16 protein-coding genes are annotated in these 18,961 nt (G+C 41.1%); 15 read left to right on the top strand and 1 reads right to left on the bottom strand.

All coding sequences use genetic code 11. The features are described from left to right. Positions 1 to 131 precede the first annotated feature (131 nt). The 12 genes from FRZ06_08040 (at position 132) to thyX (ending at position 13,817) form a co-directional block, all read left to right on the top strand. On the top strand, positions 132 to 608 hold the full coding sequence (locus FRZ06_08040) for a protease complex subunit PrcB family protein (protein ID QOX63301.1): 477 nt from the start codon (positions 132 to 134) through the stop codon (positions 606 to 608). 292 nt (positions 609 to 900) lie between these two features. Then, positions 901 to 1,701: a hypothetical protein gene (locus FRZ06_08035; protein ID QOX63300.1), complete on the top strand. Its 801-nt coding sequence runs from the start codon at positions 901 to 903 to the stop codon at positions 1,699 to 1,701. Between the two features lie 349 nt (positions 1,702 to 2,050). After that, complete coding sequence (ftsE, locus tag FRZ06_08030; protein QOX63299.1) at positions 2,051 to 2,791, top strand: cell division ATP-binding protein FtsE; 741 nt, start codon at positions 2,051 to 2,053, stop codon at positions 2,789 to 2,791. Further along, positions 2,781 to 3,674, top strand: coding sequence for an ABC transporter permease (locus FRZ06_08025; protein QOX65877.1), 894 nt, complete (start codon positions 2,781 to 2,783; stop codon positions 3,672 to 3,674). The genes ftsE and FRZ06_08025 overlap by 11 nt, the downstream gene beginning before the upstream one ends. A gap of 58 nt (positions 3,675 to 3,732) precedes the next feature. Further along, the gene (locus FRZ06_08020) at positions 3,733 to 4,845 is read left to right on the top strand and encodes a peptidoglycan DD-metalloendopeptidase family protein (protein QOX63298.1); all 1,113 of its coding nucleotides are present in this window, start codon (positions 3,733 to 3,735) and stop codon (positions 4,843 to 4,845) included. Between the two features lies 1 nt (position 4,846). Beyond that, entirely contained in the window at positions 4,847 to 6,493 is a 1,647-nt protein-coding gene (gene recJ, locus FRZ06_08015) for a single-stranded-DNA-specific exonuclease RecJ (GenBank protein ID QOX63297.1), read from the top strand. Positions 6,494 to 6,524: 31 nt separating this feature from the next. Continuing rightward, entirely contained in the window at positions 6,525 to 7,733 is a 1,209-nt protein-coding gene (locus FRZ06_08010; protein ID QOX63296.1) for a S41 family peptidase, read from the top strand. Positions 7,734 to 8,085: 352 nt separating this feature from the next. Continuing rightward, positions 8,086 to 9,174 (top strand): DNA cytosine methyltransferase, encoded by a 1,089-nt coding sequence (locus tag FRZ06_08005; GenBank protein ID QOX63295.1) that lies wholly within the window; start codon positions 8,086 to 8,088, stop codon positions 9,172 to 9,174. Further along, complete coding sequence (locus tag FRZ06_08000) at positions 9,167 to 10,339, top strand: hypothetical protein (protein QOX63294.1); 1,173 nt, start codon at positions 9,167 to 9,169, stop codon at positions 10,337 to 10,339. The genes FRZ06_08005 and FRZ06_08000 overlap by 8 nt, the downstream gene beginning before the upstream one ends. A gap of 2 nt (positions 10,340 to 10,341) precedes the next feature. Continuing rightward, the gene (locus FRZ06_07995) at positions 10,342 to 12,177 is read left to right on the top strand and encodes a hypothetical protein (protein ID QOX63293.1); all 1,836 of its coding nucleotides are present in this window, start codon (positions 10,342 to 10,344) and stop codon (positions 12,175 to 12,177) included. Between the two features lie 16 nt (positions 12,178 to 12,193). Further along, positions 12,194 to 13,186, top strand: coding sequence for a hypothetical protein (locus FRZ06_07990; GenBank protein ID QOX63292.1), 993 nt, complete (start codon positions 12,194 to 12,196; stop codon positions 13,184 to 13,186). A 1-nt stretch (position 13,187) separates the two neighbouring features. Continuing rightward, the gene (gene thyX, locus FRZ06_07985; GenBank protein QOX63291.1) at positions 13,188 to 13,817 is read left to right on the top strand and encodes an FAD-dependent thymidylate synthase; all 630 of its coding nucleotides are present in this window, start codon (positions 13,188 to 13,190) and stop codon (positions 13,815 to 13,817) included. A 1-nt stretch (position 13,818) separates the two neighbouring features. Here the strand turns inward: thyX and FRZ06_07980 are convergent, their stop codons facing one another. Beyond that, positions 13,819 to 14,958 carry an amidohydrolase gene (locus FRZ06_07980; GenBank protein ID QOX63290.1) on the bottom strand — a complete coding sequence of 380 codons (1,140 nt, stop codon included), beginning with the start codon at positions 14,956 to 14,958 and terminating at the stop codon, positions 13,819 to 13,821. A 665-nt stretch (positions 14,959 to 15,623) separates the two neighbouring features. On the opposite strand from FRZ06_07980, the gene lysA reads away from it, so the two are divergent. Genes lysA through FRZ06_07965 form a run of 3 tightly spaced genes read left to right on the top strand, consistent with a single transcriptional unit; the run spans position 15,624 to position 18,951 of the window. Beyond that, entirely contained in the window at positions 15,624 to 16,928 is a 1,305-nt protein-coding gene (lysA, locus tag FRZ06_07975) for a diaminopimelate decarboxylase (GenBank protein ID QOX63289.1), read from the top strand. Further along, entirely contained in the window at positions 16,925 to 18,130 is a 1,206-nt protein-coding gene (locus FRZ06_07970; protein QOX63288.1) for an aspartate kinase, read from the top strand. Before lysA ends, FRZ06_07970 begins: the two co-directional genes overlap by 4 nt. After that, positions 18,109 to 18,951, top strand: coding sequence for a diaminopimelate epimerase (locus FRZ06_07965; GenBank protein ID QOX63287.1), 843 nt, complete (start codon positions 18,109 to 18,111; stop codon positions 18,949 to 18,951). The genes FRZ06_07970 and FRZ06_07965 overlap by 22 nt, the downstream gene beginning before the upstream one ends. Positions 18,952 to 18,961: the final 10 nt, after the last annotated feature.

The raw sequence follows: 18,961 nt of genomic DNA, 5'->3' as shown, positions 1-18,961 counted from the left end.
TTGTCGCTAACTAATGAAAGCACCTTCTGAAAATCAGTGTTTCCTACGGCAGAGAAAAAAATAGTACGAATATTAAGCTCCCTCTTTGAATAGATTTTAATAAAAATTTATGGCAGGAGGGAGTTTTGATTGTGAGTAAATCAGGCGCAATAAAGAAGATGCGTAAACCAAGCGGAAAAATGTCAATTCTATTTGCTGTTATTATAGTTGCAGTTGCCGCAATCGTGGCAGGGATGTTTATTTTTGAAGGTGATGATAAGGTGAGCTACAAGATTTTAGGGGATACAGATATCCCTCAACAGATTGCCAGTCAAGTCATCCCAGAGTATCGAGGGCTTGAAAGAGCGCTGGCCTGTGTTGTCGATGACAAGATCTATGTGATTGCTACGAGAGGGGAAAAACCCACCTCCGGTTATGAGATTGCCATCGATAAGATGACTGTTTCAGAGGAGGATGGAATAAAAACACTGAGCGTCTATACAGTGTTTAGAGACCCACAGCCGGGAACCGCACTGACCCAGGTGTTGACCTATCCGATACAGGTAGCCGAAACAGACCTTGGATTCCTGCCGGATCAAATCGAGCTCAAAGTGCAGTACCAAGAGTAAAAGTGCTGCTGGTAAATCATGGGGTTAGCATCGATTGGAACATTGTGTCCCAAATAGGCGAAGTTCGCGGAAGGGATTTCGTCTCCTTGTTAGCCCCTGAATTTTTATCCATTTAGTAATGCCCGCAAGCCGCAGCAATGCTGTGGCGAAGGGTTTTATTTTTTTGCAAACAAATGTTAAATATTGACATATATTATAAATATTTATATACTGGAAACACAGAGAAAGAAAATGATGGTTTAGTTCAATGCATCAGTTCAATGCAGATGTACGGAGGGAGGAACGCAGCACGTTGAATGAATTTAACTTAAAGACAGATTCCGTTGCCAGTTTGAAACGCATTCTCTCAAGAGAAGCGGAGGAGGAAGAACGTTATGCAGCGATGGATAAGCTAAAAATCGGAATGATTGGCATTTCAGGCGGGGCTGGCGTAAGCTTTCTAACGGGCTGCCTCGCCAGATATCTTGCCAACACTGGAAAGCATGAACCAGCAGTGGTTGAATTGGGTATGGGTACTCTGTTTGATTCCTACGGAATGGACAGGCGTTTTGCGGGAAGACCTTATTTTCACTTCTACAAAGCTTTGGAAGAAAACCGGGCTGTTCGGGGAGCGCGGAACATGGACGAGGGCATAAACTGGATCCTCAACGCTCCGGAAGAAGAAGGGGTTCTTCTGAACTTCGAACAAAAGCTGCGGCTGGTTTGTCATGCAAAGGGAGATATCATTCTATGCGATTTCTCGGGTGCAGGAGAAGAGGACTTTGCATTGCTTCATAGTATGGATCAGATTATTACGGTGATTGATCCTCTTCCGTCGAAGATGTTGAAGGGTTATGAAACACTTTGCAGAATAAGAGCTCTCGAACTTAGGCAAATGGAAATACTATATGTAGTCAATAAGCTGAATCGAGGTGTGAACCGAAACCAGATGTGGGATTTTCTAAAGCTGAAAGATCCGGTTGTTGTTCCGATGATCAATGCGGAAAGCATCTATGCGGCGGAATATAACTGCAAGATCCCCTTTACGCTGAATGATGTAAAGAAAATATTAAAGGAACCGTTTCAAGAAATTGTATCAAAGATAAAACTATAGGAAGCAGCTGGTGCGCCATGGTTTCATTGAGGAGACGCGGCTTTCTTGCCGCACAGAAAAATTCCTAAGCCAGCTGTGCGCCTTCCATTAGACCAACGCTGCTTTAAGTTTCCGGAAAGGAATAAAAATCTGCAAAATGCTGGAAAACAGGAAAAAATTACATCGGAATTGTAATGAACTTGTAATGTAAGAAAGTATTCAATATTATCCCGTTATGTATTATAATATTATGTAAGTTTGTGTATAATTTTGAGGAAGCATGGATTGGCAGGGGACATGGCGATTTGCACTGCAAAATCGGTCATTTCAAGCAAAAAAAGATACATAACGGGAAAGGACTCAGAGAAAAATGATAGCTTTTGATAATGTGACAAAGTCCTATGGAACAAATATCGGCATTCAGGACGTGAGTGTAAAAATAAACAAGGGTGATTTCGTTTTTTTGGTAGGACCCAGCGGGGCCGGGAAATCCACCTTTATTCGACTGATTTTGAAGGAAATCAATGCAGATAAAGGCAGCATTATAATGAATGGTATGGAAATCACCAATCTTGCAAACAGACATATCCCAAAACTTCGGCGCAGTACAGGCATTGTATTCCAGGATTTCCGCTTACTGCCGAAAAAAACGGTCTTTGAAAATGTCGCCTTTGCAATGGAAATCGTACATATGAGCCAGCGTTCTATACGCAGGCAGGTGCCTCAGGTTCTCAGCCTGGTGGGCATCAGTTCGAAGGCAAGTAAATATCCTCACGAGCTTTCTGCAGGAGAACAGCAGAGAGTGGCGATTGCACGTGCAATTGTAAATAATCCCACTGTGCTCATTGCGGATGAACCCACCGGAAATCTCGATCCGGATACAGCATGGGAAATCATGAGGCTATTGGAACAGATAAATCTGCGCGGAACCACCATTGTGATGGTGACCCATGCAAAGGATATTGTTGATAAAATGGGTAAGCGTGTTATAGCGATCGATAAGGGACGCATTGTTCGTGATGATGCCAGTGGAAGTTACGGGGCATATGAGGACGAGCGGCTGCTTTCCTGTTTACCGGCGGGAGGTGTGTTTGGCAGCCATGTTAAATAGTTGGGGATACGCCTTTAAACAGGCCTTTAAGCAAGCATTCAGAAACAGAGCAATGAGTTTTGCATCCATGTTTTCCATTACCGCTATGTTATTGATCTTAGGTCTCTTTTTCATTTTGGTAGTAAATGTAAATATGGCTTCTGAAAGTGCCAAGAAGCAGTTTGATACCATTCAAGTTTATTTGATGGACGAAACGACATTTGAGCAGGCTTCCGCAATCATCGCATCGCTGAACAGTACAGACGGCGTAACAGAAGCTGTTTACTTGTCCGATGAAGAAGCTATGGCAAACTGGAAAGTAAAGTGGGGAGACAACGCCTATCTGTTGGATGGGCTGGAAAATAACCCGCTTCCCAATTCAATTCTGATTAAAGTATCAAGGTTGGAAGCAGCTGATGCAGTTGTTGCAAAGGTAAAAACCTTTGATGGGATTGAAGATATTAAATACTATAAAGATACTGTCGATCAGTTGATGAAGGTGACGCGCTTTATTCAGTTTGGTGCAATGATCATTATAATCTTTCTGGTCATCATCTCAGTTGTTGTTGTTTCCAATACCATCAAACTGACAGTGCTTGCAAGGGAACGGGAAATCAGCATCATGAAATACGTAGGGGCTACCAACTGGTTCATTCGGGGGCCGTTTCTGATTGAAGGGATTCTCATCGGCATTCTGTCGGCAGCAATCTCTGTTGGGATTGTCAGCCTGATCTATTATAAAACCATGGAACTTCTGGGGCCGACGATCTTTGTGATCCTTTCAACAACAATGGTACCGGGAGCTTTCCTTGCGGTAAGGCTGATTTGGATTTTTACGGCACTGGGCATCAGCATCGGTGCTTGTGGAAGCATCATTTCTATGAGAAGATTTTTAGACACGTAAGAGTAGATTTATAGTACGTAAGAGGATTTGTAGTACGTTAAAAAGGGGGAAGTACATAGTGAAGAGATTGGTTTCGTATGTAATAACATTTGCATTAACCGCTTCTGCAATCACCATTGGGATGACCTATGCTGATGAGCAGCAGAATCTGAATGATATCAATAAAAAGATCAACCAGACGAAATCAGAGCTTAAAAATGGCAAGAACAAAGAAAAACAGTTGAACAGTCAAATCAAGCAGCTAGAGAGCCAGATCAACGAAGCGGAGAAAGAGATTTCTGGTATTCAGGGCGACATTAATAAAACCGAAAAGAATATCTCTTCGGTGAAAGCGAACCTTCAGCAGGTTGAGCAGGAGATGGCGCAGCAAAACGAAAGTCTTGAAAAGAGACTGCGGGCCATGTATAAAAACGGTGATGTGGGGATGATTCAGATCCTGCTGGGTTCTGATGACATCACTGATTTTATGACCAATATGGATATGGTTCAGCGTATCTTTGACAATGATGTGGATATCCTGAAACTCATGGAGGAGCAGCATCAAAAAATAGAACTCCAGAAAAAACAGCTGGAAACTCTTCAGGCACAGCTTCTTTCGGAGAAGCAAAAAGAAGCGGACAAGCAGTCTGCCCTCCAAGTATCCAGAGGTGAGGTGGCAAGCTTAAAAGCTCAGGTGGAAAGTGACAATGACGCACTTGAGGAGTCGCTGGATGAACTCAATGCAGAAGCGGATCGCTTGGTGGCAGAAATCAGAAAACTCCAGGGAAATCAGGCCTTCGTCGGAGGCGTATTCGCCTGGCCGTCACAAAGCAGCACCAGGGTTACATCGGAATTTGGGTATCGGATGCATCCGATTCTTAAAGTAAATAAATTACATACCGGTATGGATATCGGAGCAGCAGCAGGAACCAATGTTCTTGCAGCCAATGACGGAACCGTCATAAAAGCCGGCTGGAACAACAGTTACGGTAATCTAGTGATGATCGATCACGGGGGCGGTATCGTTACACTGTATGCCCACAACAGCAAGCTGCTGGTAAGCACCGGAGATGTGGTAGCCAAAGGTCAGGCCATCGCATTGGTTGGATCTACGGGACAATCAACCGGTCCGCATATTCACTTTGAGGTTCGTGTCAACGGAGAATATCAAAACCCAAGGAATTGGTTGTAATATGAACGGCATTCATCCAATTATCCTTGAGATTTTAAGAAATAGAGGAATCACAGACGAAAATGAATTGATGGAATTCCTTGCCGTAAAGCCAAGTCTTACCTATGATCCATTCCTGCTGAAAAATTTGGAAGCAGGGGTGGATTTCCTGTTGTCTGCAATCAATCAAGGCAAAAGGATTTGTATTTACGGAGATTATGATGCTGATGGCGTGACCTCTGTCAGCCTCCTGATGCAAGTGCTGTCTCAACTAACGACCAATCTGACCTACTACATTCCCTCTCGATTTGACGAAGGCTATGGTCTGAATCAGGATGCCATTGACCAAATAAAAAACGATGGAGGAGAACTGATTGTCACCGTAGACTGTGGCAGCGTTTCCTATGATGAAGTGGAATACGGGAAAGGGATGGGAATAGATTTTATCGTTACGGACCATCATAATATTAATGACAGGCCGGCTGACTGCATTCTGATCAATCCTAAACAGGTGGACTGCTCCTATCCCTTCAAACAGCTGGCGGGCTGTGGCGTGGCATTCAAACTGGCCCAAGGCATACAACGAAAAGCAAAATTGCCCAAGTCGGTGCTGACGGAAGTTCTGGACTTAGTTGCCATCGCTACCATCGGGGATATCGTACCTTTGGTCGATGAAAATCGAACCCTGACAAAATATGGACTGGATGTGATCCGAGCAGGTAAAAGGCCGGGGCTTAGAAAATTGATTCATGATGTAGGATTAACATCTGATAAGATAAAATCAGAAAACATCGCATATATTATAGTACCACACCTGAATGCTGCTGGCAGAATGATGGACGCGAGGATCGGTGTGGAGCTTTTGATCTCAAAAGACGAGTCTGCTATTGCTTTGCATACAGCAGAAATGATCAAAAATAATAAAGAACGGAAACGAATACAGGAAGAAGCCTTTCAAAAATGCAAGGAACTTATAACAGAAAAGTTGACGGAAGACCTGTTTTATGTCATTGATCCCGATGGGATCCATGAGGGTATCGCCGGTATCGTTGCCGGCAAGATCAAAGAGGAATACGGCAGACCGACAATTATCGTTACTGAATCAGGAGGAGATGGGTTTCTCAAAGGAACAGGGAGAAGCATCAGTTCATTGAATCTCTATGATCTGTTGAAAAAAAATGAGAGCCTTTTTCTAAAATTCGGAGGACATTCAGGTGCCTGTGGATTTTTAATGCAATCCGGTCATCTGCCGACACTCAGGGAAGCACTGAACCATGAAGTTCAAATGATCCTACAGGAAAATGAGAATCTATTTGATGAGGAACTCTCAGTTGATGTGGACATTGACGGCAGGCAGATCGATATGAGATTGGCTCTGGAACTGGAAAAGCTCGCCCCCTTCGGATGCGAGAATGAGAGACCGCTGTTTCGCGTCAAAGGGATTCAGCCGAGCAAAGTAAGCTTTATGGGAAGCGAGAAGCAGCATGTGCGTTTCTCAGGAACAGGTGCAGTAGGAAGAGGGCTGCCATGCATCCTCTTTCAGAGTGCGCAGTCATACTGTGATCAGCTCCTTGCCGGCACACTTCTTGATCTTGTGGGATATCCGGATATTAATGAATGGAATGGTGAATCAAAAATACAGTTTGTATTAAAGGGAATTACATATTAAAATAAAAGTACTTCCATGGAGGACGGTTACTATGTTCATGATGAAAAGGCGAAACTTAATCTTTGTAATTGTAATTGCAGTGCTTGCTGGAGCACTGGCATCCGGAGGCGCGATATTCTTTGTCGGATACTCCTCCGGCGGATATATGCCTATTACAAAAGATGAGTACAACAATTACAGACAGATGAAACAGAAATATGGCGAACTCGCAGAGCTGGAGCAGTACATACAGAAGCGATATTACGTGCCTGTAGATGAAGAAAAGCTAAAAGAAGGCATGTACAAAGGCCTGTTTTGGGGAATCGGAGATCCGTATTCTTCCTATCTTACAGCAGAAGAATACAAAGAAATCATGATCTCCACCACAGGCGAATATCAGGGAATTGGCGTCACCATCGCACCTGATGATAAGGGTCTGATCAACGTTGTTGCTCCCATCGATGGCTCTCCTGCAGATCAGGCAGGGATCAAATCAGGAGATAAAATCATTGGCGTAGGAGAAGATCTTTACGACGGCTCCAGTATTGACCAGGCGGTAGCTGCAATGCGCGGAAAGCCCGGTACAAAAGTTGACATTGTAGTGCTTAGGGCTGGCAAGGAACTTAACTTTAAAATAACTCGTGCCAACATCGTGATGAAAACGGTTCGTTCAGAGGTGTTGGATGATAATATAGGCTATATCCGGATCAGTTCCTTCGAAGAGAAAACTGCGGATGAGTTTAAAGAACATCTCAGGGATCTTGAGGTCAAAGGCGTCAAAGGTTTCGTTCTCGATCTGAGAGATAATGGAGGAGGCCTTGTGGATGTCAGCGTGGATGTGGCGGATATGCTGCTTAACGAAGGCATTGTGACCTATACTGAGGATCGAGAGGGTAATAAGAGCTATTATAAATCAAATGCGGGAGCTACAGCATTGCCTTATGTAGTATTGGTGAATGGCGGCACAGCCAGCGCTTCCGAAATCGTCACTGCAGCAATTAAAGATCACAGCGGTGGGAAAATCGTCGGAACCACCACTTACGGAAAAGGAATCATCCAGAGTATTGAGAAGCTTTCCAATGGAGATGCGGTAAAACTGACCATCATGCAGTACTTTTCCCCAAATGGAAGTGTCATCCACAAAGTAGGGATAACGCCGGACGTGGTTGTTGAGGCTTTGGCCGAAGATGCACCGGACGAAGGTTCGGATGAGAATACTGTGGACCGGCAGCTTGAAGCCGCGGTTGCACTGCTGAAATAATAACAGGGTGTCTTTGCACGAGCGAAGACACAAGAAAAATTGTAAAAATATTGTGATAAATGAAACTCTTAATATTTCCAATGAAATGATATCTTATTTTGATACAGTTACCCAGTGAGGATATTCTATAACGCGGGAACCACAGGGACAAGGACAGAACCAGACTGGAGGGATGTACTGCAAGTGAACTTTTGATCATAATTAGATGGATTTCATGATCACTTTGTAGATGAAGCTAATTAAGAAAATCCGAAAGTTCTAGCTTGAGTAATAAGGCTTATGGTATAAATTGCTCCTGACAAGACACGATAAGGAATTTGATCTGTAAAACTTGAGTTCTGGAGGAGAAAAAATGAATAGTTCTAAATCAAATTTTATCGGAGTGGATTTATTTGCAGGCGCAGGTGGTTTGTCGCTAGGTGCACAAATGGCAGGGGTGAAAGTCGCTTTAGCTGTTGAAAAGGAATTGTACGCGGCAGCAACATATACTTTTAACCACCCACATACCAAAGTAATTATTGATGATATAAAAAACATTCGTAGTATCAATATAGAGTCTTCCAATAATGATGATCGGACAATATTATTTGGAGGCCCCCCCTGCCAAGGCTTTTCATCATCTAATCAACGGACTCGTAATAGGGAGAATCCATCAAACTGGTTGCTAGACGAATTTCTTAGGATTGTTGATCTCTGGAAGCCTGATTGGGTTGTATTTGAAAATGTTTATGGTTTTGTTAACACTGAAAACAAATTGTTTTTACATAAGCTTGTCACGGATTTTGAAAATAAAAATTATACAACTGTTTGGTATATATTAAATGCTGCAGATTATGGAGTGCCACAACGTAGAATGCGATTTTTTTTAATTGCATCAAAACACGGCTATAAACTTAATTCACCTCATCCTATCACTGATGTATCAGTTAATGTTCAGGAAGCGATTTATGATTTACCTAAATTATCAAATGGTGCTAACAATGATTACATGCAATATAAATGTAAGGAAGTATCAGAGTATGCTTCGTTACTTCGTAATAATTTGAGCGGTTGTTCAGGACATCTTGTAACAAAAAATGCTCTGCATATAATAGAGCGATATTCCTATATCCCTCAAGGAGGCAACTGGAAAGACATCCCCGAATCACTAATGGGGAACTACTCTGACAGAAATAGATGTCATCAAGGGATTTATCATAGACTTAATTCTAATGAACCTGCTATAACCATTGGAAACTATAGAAAAGCAATGTTAATACACCCATGGGAAAACAGAGGCTTGTCTGTAAGGGAGGCTGCGAGGATACAGTCATTTCCTGATTCCTATGAGTTTAAAGGTTCTCTTGGATTTCAACAACAACAAGTTGGAAATGCAGTTCCTCCGTTACTTGCCAAGGTAATATTCAGTATGATTATGAATGGAGAATATCGAAATGGATGAGATAGTTTTAAAAATAGAGGATTATAAAAATATAGAGGAGTGGTTGAAAAGCCAAGATGAATATTTATTTCCAGCTTATTATCCTGAGAAGGGAGAAAAATCTTATCCTGAGAAATATTTGGATTTGAAAAATGCTCTCATTCCATATCATAAGAATGTTGAAAGCGGAGCATTACTTCAATCAGTAAACGAGTGGAAGCAAGGGATTAACGATCAATTATGCGCATTAAGTGGGTCTTCTGAGTGTGATATTTGCGATCAGATAAAACAATTAGAAGATGTAGTGCAGCAAGACCCTGTGATTTATCTAAATCAGCATGGAACTGGACATGTTGAAAAAGTTATCGAAAAAGTAATTGAAATAATAAAAAAATTTAGATTTGATCGCCCATCCCCGAGTGAAATATTTGTATTGCTATGTGCAATACAAATTCATGATATTGGAAATATATTTGGACGAAAAGGTCATGAAAAGAGTTTTCAAACTATATTTAGGGATGTTGCGAAAGACATCATTCCTGACACTGTCACGCAAAGAATTATCTTGAAAATAGCGCAAGTACATAGCGGTAATATTAACGGTGATAAAGATACAATTTCTAGAGCAGGCCTTCGTATTGATGGGACTTGGTTTAATAAGGTAATACGAGAACCGGTTCTTGCCGCATTGCTTCGGTTTGGCGACGAACTTGCGGATGATTCTTCGAGATATGACAAAACAGCATTTGATTTAGAATCTATACCTAAAGAGAGTATAATATATCATGCTTATTCAAAGTGCCTACATGCAGTAAATATTTTTAATAATGAAGTTAATAAGACTTGTTATTTATCTTTAGAATACTACGTAGATTCAAATGCAGTTACAAATGAATATACTAAGGAAAACCAGTCAATACTTCTAATTGATGAAATATTTTACAGAACAAAGAAGATGGAGCAAGAACGGCGATATTGTATGCGGTTTTTGGCGCCATACTTGCCCCTGACAGAAATTAAGGTTCGCATTGAAATAGAATCCGAATTTGATTTAACTCAATCAGAGGTCATTACTTATTCTCTAAAGGAAGATGGATATCCTACTAATGAAATAGTAATTGATTGCAACCAGAACACTGGAGAAAAAGTTAAAGAGTTTTTAAAAGGAAAAGGATGGAGGTTATAGTTATGATTTGTGCTAAAGAAACTGCAAAGAATCCATTTCAAATAACTACTCCTGAAAATCTAGATGCACAGACAACCGTCTCTCTTTTTGTAGATGTTTTTACTGACTTCCCTAAAGTGATTGATCCGGGTCATGTGTTTCTTACCGGCCCCCGTGGGGTAGGTAAAAGTATGATGTTTAGATATTTACAAGCTGATTGTCAATGTCTGGTAGAGGATTGTGTGTTTTCAGAGCTACCTTTTATAGGTATATATATACCTATAAAAAATTGGAGTTTGGTTAAGACTGAACTTAAACGTCTTGACGAACGCCACGCCAGCGAGATCTTTAATGAACATCTTATGGTATCTCAAATTGCAACAGAAGTGTTCGATAGCCTTTTGAAAAGTCTTAAAGCTGTCGAGAGCATCGATAAAACAAGTTTGATTCAATACTGCAAATATGTTCTTTCGCCATTAACTGATTGTGATATTACTTGGGAGTCAGGTGAAATAAATAGCACATTTGAAATATTAAGCCAAATTAAATGTTATATGAATAGTGCTTATTCAAAAGCATCTATGTATACAAAGAAGTTAGCTTTTGATACTCATTTACCAATGTATGATGGTCCGCTTTATGATTATCAAGATTTTCTAGTTCCATTACTTTCAAGTTTATCTTCAATTATTGGATTTCCAAAAGGAACTATCTACTTATTGATTGATGATGCTCATTTTTTGACTGATGTTCAAACAAGAATTTTAAACTCTTGGATTGCGACTAGAACTAGTGGAAGAATCAGTTTAAAGGTTTCTTCTCAATATGATTATAAAAATTATTACACAGTTACAGGATCAACAATAGACTCACCACACGATTTTACAGAAATTGATATGGCAACAGTGTATACTGCAAACAGTGGAAAGTCAAATTACAAAGAAAGAATACAAAGCATTGTTGCTAGACGCCTAGCTCTTTATAATATTAATGTAAAGCCAGAGCTCTTTTTTCCTGTTGATGAGGAGCAAGAAAAAAAGGTTGAAACTATCGCTACTGATTACAGAAAAAAATATGACGACGGTAATGGAAAAGGCTATTACAGAGATGATGATGCTTACAGATATGCAAGACCTGATTATATTAAAAGTCTAGCAGGGAAAAGCAAATCAAGTTCAACATATAGTTATTCTGGATTTGATCAGCTTGTACATTTATCCTCTGGTATTGTTAGATATTTTCTAGAACCGGCACATATAATGTATTCAAAAGAATTGGCAATTGATACAAACAGAAAAGTAGAATCAATTTCCCCTTCGATTCAAAACCGAGTAGTGCGAGATGAAGCTGAGAACTTTCTGTTTATTGAGCTTGAAAGATATAAGAAGGAAGGTCACGAAAGTGCAATTCCTAAAGAGGATCTAGAAAGATTGTCCAATTTGGTTCAGGGGTTAGGTGGATTGTTTAGACAAATTCTTCTTTCGGAACGTTCAGAAAGAAGGGTATTCTCTATAGCAATATCGGATAATCTAACTGAGGACGTAGAAAGAATTTTAGACATTGGTGTAAATTTCGGTTTTTTTCATCGATCAACAATCGGTAGAAAAAACAGAAGAAGTGGTGGGAGAACAAAATTGTACATCATGAATAAGCGATTAGCACCCATATGGAACCTAGACCCTACCGGATTTTCGGGGTACTTATTCATAAAAAACGCTGTTCTGCAAGAGGGAATTCGAAATCCACAAAGTTTGCTAGCCCGAATTGAGCGAAGTGGCGCATTACAAGAGATGGAATATGTTCAACTTAACTTATTTACGCCTAACGATGAGCCAATGGCTAATTCGTTAGATATGTAGAAAAAGAGGTTCAATAATGGTATATCAATATAAAGTAACTGAAATAGAACAAAGATTAAGTCAGCCTTTTGATTTATTTATAGGCTGTAGTAGCTTCGAACTGCGTTGTTTATCTTTTATACAGAATATTGATATAGAAAGATTTACGACGGCATTGGTGTTTTATAATAAAGATTGTCTTGATCACATTACTTCTAATAGTGAAAAAATGGAAGGAATCATAGGTGAAAGGGGTACTTTTGTTGAACTTCTTCATTCCGATCCCATTTATACGGCGGATCAAATAAAAAATGCGTTGTTAACCATTTCGGAAAAGAAAAAAGTAAACTCCATATTGTTAGATATTACGACATTTACTCATGAATCGTTGCTAATTACAGTGCGTTTACTTCGACTTATCTTCCCATTAGCTAATATTCAATGCGCATACATTAATGCACGAGAGTACAGTTCGAATGATAAAATGAAGAATAAATGGTTAAGTAAGGGAATTTTGGAAATACGTTCTGTTTTGGGGTATGCAGGAAATATTTTGCCAGCACGAAAAACACATTTGATTCTCATCGTAGGATATGAATATGAACGAGCCACTGGTATCATAAATACTTTAGAACCAAATTCTATTTCATTAGGATTTGGCAGATCGGATAATGCCACCACTCAAAAAGATCGAGAAGCTAATGAGCATTATGCAAGGCTTGTTGAACAAATGGCGACTAATTATGTCGATTTGGATTGTTTTGAGGTAAAATGCAATGATCCATTTGAAACTTCTGAAGCTATATTGAAAAAATTGGAGGGTCTTGAGGACACCAATGTGCTAATCGTGCCACTAAATAATAAGATCTCTACGATTGGGGTGGCTATGGCTGCAATTAGTAATGGTAATGTTCAAGCGTGTTATGCTCCGGCATTAATATATAACTACGATAACTATTCTGAACCGGGAGATATCTGCTATATTTTTGAGTTGCCTCTGCTGAGAGATAAGAGAGAGGAGGATAACTAAGTTGAAAATCATTGAAGCTAGTTTTGAAATTTTGGATGAAATAGATGGAAAAAAGATCTTAAGATCTATTGAAAAGATAGGGCGAGTCTGTTATAAGAGTGAAGAAAAAATTGTTATAGATTCAGCAGAAGGATTTATTTCTAAAATTTTGAGGAGCGGGCATGAGTCTGTTATTGAACATGAAAAAATTTCTGTTAGGATTATTTGTGATCGAGGTATTAGTCATGAAATTGTAAGGCACCGTATAGCCAGTTATAGTCAAGAAAGTACCAGATATTGTAATTATCATAACGATAAATTTGGAAATGAGCTGACATTTATTAAACCTTACTACTGGGTAGATGAATTTGAAAAGTATGAGCTATGGGTTGGTACAATGCATCAAATTGAGAATACATATAACTCATTAATTCAATTAGGAGCAAAGCCAGAAGAGGCGAGATGCGTATTACCCAATAGTCTTAAAACCGAAATTATAGTATCTATGAATTTAAGGGAATGGAGACATTTTTTTTCATTGAGAACTTCAAAACGTGCACATCCACAAATGAGAGAAATTACCATTCCCTTATTAGAAAAAATGAAAGAGCTCATACCTGTCGTCTTTGAAGATATTACAATTGATTCATAAATCATTTACCTATATAAACTTCCTTAAGAATTTTTAGGTATGCATTTACGCCGGTTTGCAGCACTTCCTCATCAAAGTCAAACAGGTTGTTGTGAAGCGGTATATTTGTGCCTGTTCCAAGAAAAAGGAACAGACCGGGAACTGCTCTCTGATAAAAGGAAAAATCCTCAGCGAGCATAAAGGGAACTTCAAACGTGTGGAAGCCAAACTCCGCGAGCAGTTCTTTTGCTTCTTCAAATAACGGCGTGTCATTGATGACAGGGGGATGGCCGTCGGTTCGGTGGAAATCAATTTTGCATCCATATTTTTTTTCCAGCATAGCAGAAGTTTCTATCATTCTGCTGGATAAGAAAGAACCTGTATCCTCGCTGAAACAACGGAGCGTACCTTCGAGCACCGTTTCGGCAGCAATTGCATTTCTGACAGTGCCGCTGATCATTTTACCGAACTTCAAGAGACGGAATTCTTCTGAAGACAACTCCGTTTTTTCCATCTGGTATAGCTCGTTGATCAATTCACAGCCAATAGCAAGCGCATCAATTCCCTGCTCAGGATAAGCACAATGCGCGCTCTTTCCATGTATTCTAATGTCTATTTCACTGGATTTAGCCATAAACTCCTTTGCTCTGGAGCCGATTCGGTGCTTTTCAAGCATTGGCCACAGATGGAATCCATAGATACGCTTAACATTATATTTTGATAGAATTCCGGCTGCAACCATGTCTCCTGCGCCACCCGTGGTTTCTTCCGCAGGCTGAAAGATCAGCAGTACATTGTGGGGAAGGGACTGGATGATTCTGCTTAGCTCATCAGCCATTGCAAGCAGCATGGCCATATGCCCGTCATGGCCGCATGCATGCATGGATCCTTCATGAAGGGAGCAATACGCGGCACCGGTTTTTTCTGCAACCGGCAGTGCATCCATGTCGCTGCGCAGGGCAATGGCACTTTTCTGTGAGGCACCGCTGTCCTGTTCTGTATTGGATTGAAAGAACGCGCAGACACCGCCGCAGACCTCTGTGATTTCACAATCGTATTGTTTTAAATGATCGACAATATACTGCCTTGTTTTGTGGACCTCAAAGCCCAGTTCGGGGATTTGGTGCAGATCCCGCCTGTATTTTTTTAACTGTTCAATCATTATGATTCCTCATTTCTGTCAGGGTAAGGCGAATGGGTACTGATCCAAGGAGAGTGCTGCATTAAAAAAGGAAACACTCTTCTGATTGAAACTATAGATGAGGATTGTAAATTCGTCAACCCATAACAAGAAAAATAGGCAAAATGTTGCGATTCACAGCCACGTTGTTCATACAGCCAAACAAACCTAGCTATAAAAGCGATCTCCTAATTTAAAAAGTTATGAAAAAAAATCTTGCAATCTCGGTTATTATAGAGTAAACTTAAGTAATTAATGTTGATAGAGGTCGCGAAGTAGAAGAAGATATGGGTAGCCGGCAGGCGAAGATCCATATCAGAGGCAGCCTTCGCCGAACCCGGGTATTAGGCATAATAGCTGGGTGGGTTCATGGTAAACAGCCATGAAACTGTCTACGATGTGGTAGGCGCGCTATCCTTAATGACGATAGTTAAATACATCATTGCCGCTTTTGGTGTGCGTTGTTGCTATTTGAGTCAGTAAGGGAGCTTACTGGCTTTTTTATTATTTTCAATTAAAAAAGCCGCTGGAGCGGTTTTCATAATACATAACCAGTAAAATAAAGTAAAATATAGGAAATTGTGTATTGTCGTTCCTATTATATAAAACATACTTTAAAGCAAAGGAAGCAATCGTGAGGTGTCAAAATGAGTGAAGCAAGAAATGGTAAAGACAGAATTCTTGAAATAGGGGGCATATCGGTCCCGGATCTGGCAAAAGCGTGCGGAACACCGCTGTTTGTATATGATGAGAAGGAATTGGATCAACAGATGTCTGATTATAAAACCTATTTTCGATCTGATCAATTCGAGACAGAAGTTATCTATGCATCAAAAGCATTTACCTGTAAAGCGTTACTACAGATGCTGGACCAAAATGGGCTCAGTCTTGACGTTGTTAGCGGTGGGGAGCTTTATATGGCGAAGCAGGCCGGATTTCCAATGGAGAGGATTTATTTCCACGGAAATAATAAAACGGACGAAGAAATAAAGCTCGCTTTGGACTTAGGCTGCAAAACCATCGTGCTGGATAGCCTTATGGAGTGCGAACGAGTTGTGACGCTGGCAGATTCAAAAGGGTGCAGTACAGAGGTTATGATCAGGATTAACCCGGGAATTACGGCTCATACCCATAAGTATATCATTACGGGGAATCTTGATTCCAAATTCGGTGTTATGTTTCATGATGAAGAGACTATTTTGAAAATGCTTGATCTTGTGAAAAACAGCAAATTTACAACCTTTACAGGATTTCATGCCCATATCGGTTCGCAGATCTTTGATTTGAGAGCATATGATGCGGTGATTGAGCGCTTAATTAAATATATCAAAAAGTTGAATAGAGATCATAAAATAGAAATAGAATGCCTTGATTTCGGCGGCGGATTTGGTGTTCGCTATACCGAAGAGGATCAACCCAATGAAGTACAGGAGGTATGCAGCAGGATCATAAAGAAGTGCGAAGAAGAGCTTCTAAAATATGACCTGCACCTGAAAAAGATCATGATTGAACCGGGAAGATCCATCGTTGCCGAAGCAGGAAATACCATCTATCAGGTAGGCTTTATGAAGAAAACCCCCAATAAGGAATATCTTTTTGTGGACGGCGGAATGACGGACAACATCAGAGTTGCCCTGTATGATGCCAGATACGACTGTGATCTTGCAGAAAAAATGGATCGTGAAAAAGAGTATCGATATACTGTAGCAGGAAAATGCTGCGAATCAGGGGACATCCTGATTGAAGATGCAATGCTCCCAAAAGCAGAAACGGGAGACCTGCTTATCGTATACGGAACCGGGGCATACGGTTATTCCATGGCAAACAACTATAACCGAATCAGCCGGCCGGCAGTGGTTTTCGTCAAGGACGGCAAGGCTCGAATCGTGATAAAAAGAGAAAGCTACAGTGATCAGTTGCGTTTAGAAGCAAACGAGGAGGTTATCATATGAACGTAGTCCAAAAATATGGCGGAACTAGCCTGGATAGTATAGAGAAAATTCGTGCAGTTGCAAAACATATTGCATCCTTCCGAAAAGAGGGTGACGGAATCGTAATTGTTGCAAGTGCCATGGGAGGCACCACAGATGAATTGATTGCCCTAGCCCATGAAGCAGGAAGCGAGATTCCCAAAAGAGAGCTGGATGCACTGCTTGCTACTGGGGAACAAAAAACCGTAGCACTTCTGGCCATTGCGCTACAAAACCTCGGTGTTCCGGCTGTATCGATGACCGGATTTCAATCCGGATTTATTACGACAGATCATCACTCAAAAGCAAAGATCAAGGAAATCAATACGGAGCGTACCGAACAGTTTCTGAGAGAAGGCAAGGTCGTGGTGCTCACAGGTTTTCAGGGCATCAGCGAAGGCGGCGATATTACCACTTTGGGCCGGGGCGGCTCTGATATCACTGCGGTAGCCATAGCGGCTCAGCTGGGTTGGGATTGTGAGATCTACTCCGACGTAGATGCGATTTTTACAGCGGACCCCAAAATATATCCGAAAGCAAAAAAGCTGGATCAGATTACTTACGACGAAATGATGGAGCTGGCATCTACAGGTGCTGGCATACTGGAAACCAGAAGCGTTGAAATCGCTAAAAAATATAATGTGAAAGTATATATTGGTAAATCTTTGGAAGGTAATGAAAGAAAGGGAACTTACGTTATGAATGATAGCATTTATATTGAAGACATGCCGGTTACCGGTATCAGTATATCGGACGATTGTTCGATCTATTCACTGAGAGGGATTGCCAATGACGGTGTTGCTATCGCCAAGCTGTTTCAGCTTCTAGCTGACCTGCATATCAATGTGGATATGATCTCAAAGCAGACTTCAGCAGACAATACATGCACCGTTTCCTTCAGCTGCACAGATGCTCAATCCAAGGATCTGGACCGTGCAATTGAAAGTCATGAACTGCTGAGCGAAATTACCATTGAGAAGCAGCCGAACCTTTCCATTCTGTCCTTGGTAGGTGTGGGAATGGCAACAGCAACAGGCGTAGCCAGTAAGGTTTTTTCCATTCTTGCACAGGAAGGCATCATGTATTATCAGATCACAACTTCTGAAATTTCGATTTCTGTGACCGTGAACAGAGATGAAAAAATAAAAGCAGTTATCGCTTTGTGCGAAGCCTTTGGTCTCTAGTCATGATTGCTTTTACCAAGTATCACGGCTGCGGCAACGACTTTATCATACTTTCAGAAAAGACCGCAGGTGATCGGGACTATCCGGCGCTGGCGATGCAGATTTGCCACAGAACCTTGGGGATTGGAGCTGACGGATTGATCATCGTCAAAACAAATCCAATGGAGATGGTTTACTATAACAGTGATGGGAGCCGTGCTCCCATGTGCGGGAACGGGATTCGGTGTTTTGCCAAGTTTTGCTTCGATGAAGGTCTATGCCTTGACGAGGAGTATGAAGTGGTTACGCTGGCAGGAATCATGGGAGTCAAAGTGGTCTGCCGGGATCCTTTTCTGGTTGAAATCAATATGGGAAAACCAGATTTTGATCCAGAGCGCTGCGGGATCAAAACAGAGAAAGAAACGTTCCTGAAACAGAACATCTCACTAGAAAATAGACAGATTACAGTAAGCAGCTGCTTTATGGGAACCATTCACACCGTTGTATGGCTTGAGGATCTGGAAGAAGAGGATCTGGAGCGATTGGGCAAGGATCTCTGTGAACATCCTATTTTCACCGAAAAAACCAATGTCAATATGGTTCAGGTCATCGATGAGAAAACATTGAAACTTATGACTTATGAACGGGGAGCAGGAATGACCTATGCCTGCGGAACCGGTGCCTGTGCCAGTGTTGTGATCGGTGCTTTGGAAGGGAAATGCAGCAGGGAAACTGACGTGCGGCTCCCACTTGGTACACTGCATATCAATCAAAGGAATGATGATGAAGTTATGATGACCGGTCCGGCTGTGAAGGTCGGGCAGGGGTGTTTTGAAGAATAGAAGGGAGAAA

Source organism: Clostridiales bacterium (genome assembly GCA_015243575.1).
Lineage (GTDB): Bacteria > Bacillota > Clostridia > Peptostreptococcales > Anaerovoracaceae > Anoxybacterium > Anoxybacterium hadale.
The sequence above is the reverse complement of the archived record's forward strand: the minus strand, read 5'-3'. Positions and strand labels throughout refer to the sequence as shown.

What these genes read in the sequence shown, in the direction of transcription:
- ftsE (QOX63299.1), top strand. Translation starts at nt 2,051, where the DNA reads ATGATAGCTTTTGATAATGTGACAAAGTCCTATGGAACAAATATCGGC.
- FRZ06_08025 (QOX65877.1), top strand. Translation starts at nt 2,781, where the DNA reads ATGTTAAATAGTTGGGGATACGCCTTTAAACAGGCCTTTAAGCAAGCA.
- recJ (QOX63297.1), top strand. Translation starts at nt 4,847, where the DNA reads ATGAACGGCATTCATCCAATTATCCTTGAGATTTTAAGAAATAGAGGA.
- FRZ06_08010 (QOX63296.1), top strand. Translation starts at nt 6,525, where the DNA reads ATGTTCATGATGAAAAGGCGAAACTTAATCTTTGTAATTGTAATTGCA.
- FRZ06_08005 (QOX63295.1), top strand. Translation starts at nt 8,086, where the DNA reads ATGAATAGTTCTAAATCAAATTTTATCGGAGTGGATTTATTTGCAGGC.
- FRZ06_08000 (QOX63294.1), top strand. Translation starts at nt 9,167, where the DNA reads ATGGATGAGATAGTTTTAAAAATAGAGGATTATAAAAATATAGAGGAG.
- FRZ06_07995 (QOX63293.1), top strand. Translation starts at nt 10,342, where the DNA reads ATGATTTGTGCTAAAGAAACTGCAAAGAATCCATTTCAAATAACTACT.
- FRZ06_07990 (QOX63292.1), top strand. Translation starts at nt 12,194, where the DNA reads ATGGTATATCAATATAAAGTAACTGAAATAGAACAAAGATTAAGTCAG.
- FRZ06_07980 (QOX63290.1), bottom strand. Translation starts at nt 14,958, where the DNA reads ATGATTGAACAGTTAAAAAAATACAGGCGGGATCTGCACCAAATCCCC.
- lysA (QOX63289.1), top strand. Translation starts at nt 15,624, where the DNA reads ATGAGTGAAGCAAGAAATGGTAAAGACAGAATTCTTGAAATAGGGGGC.
- FRZ06_07970 (QOX63288.1), top strand. Translation starts at nt 16,925, where the DNA reads ATGAACGTAGTCCAAAAATATGGCGGAACTAGCCTGGATAGTATAGAG.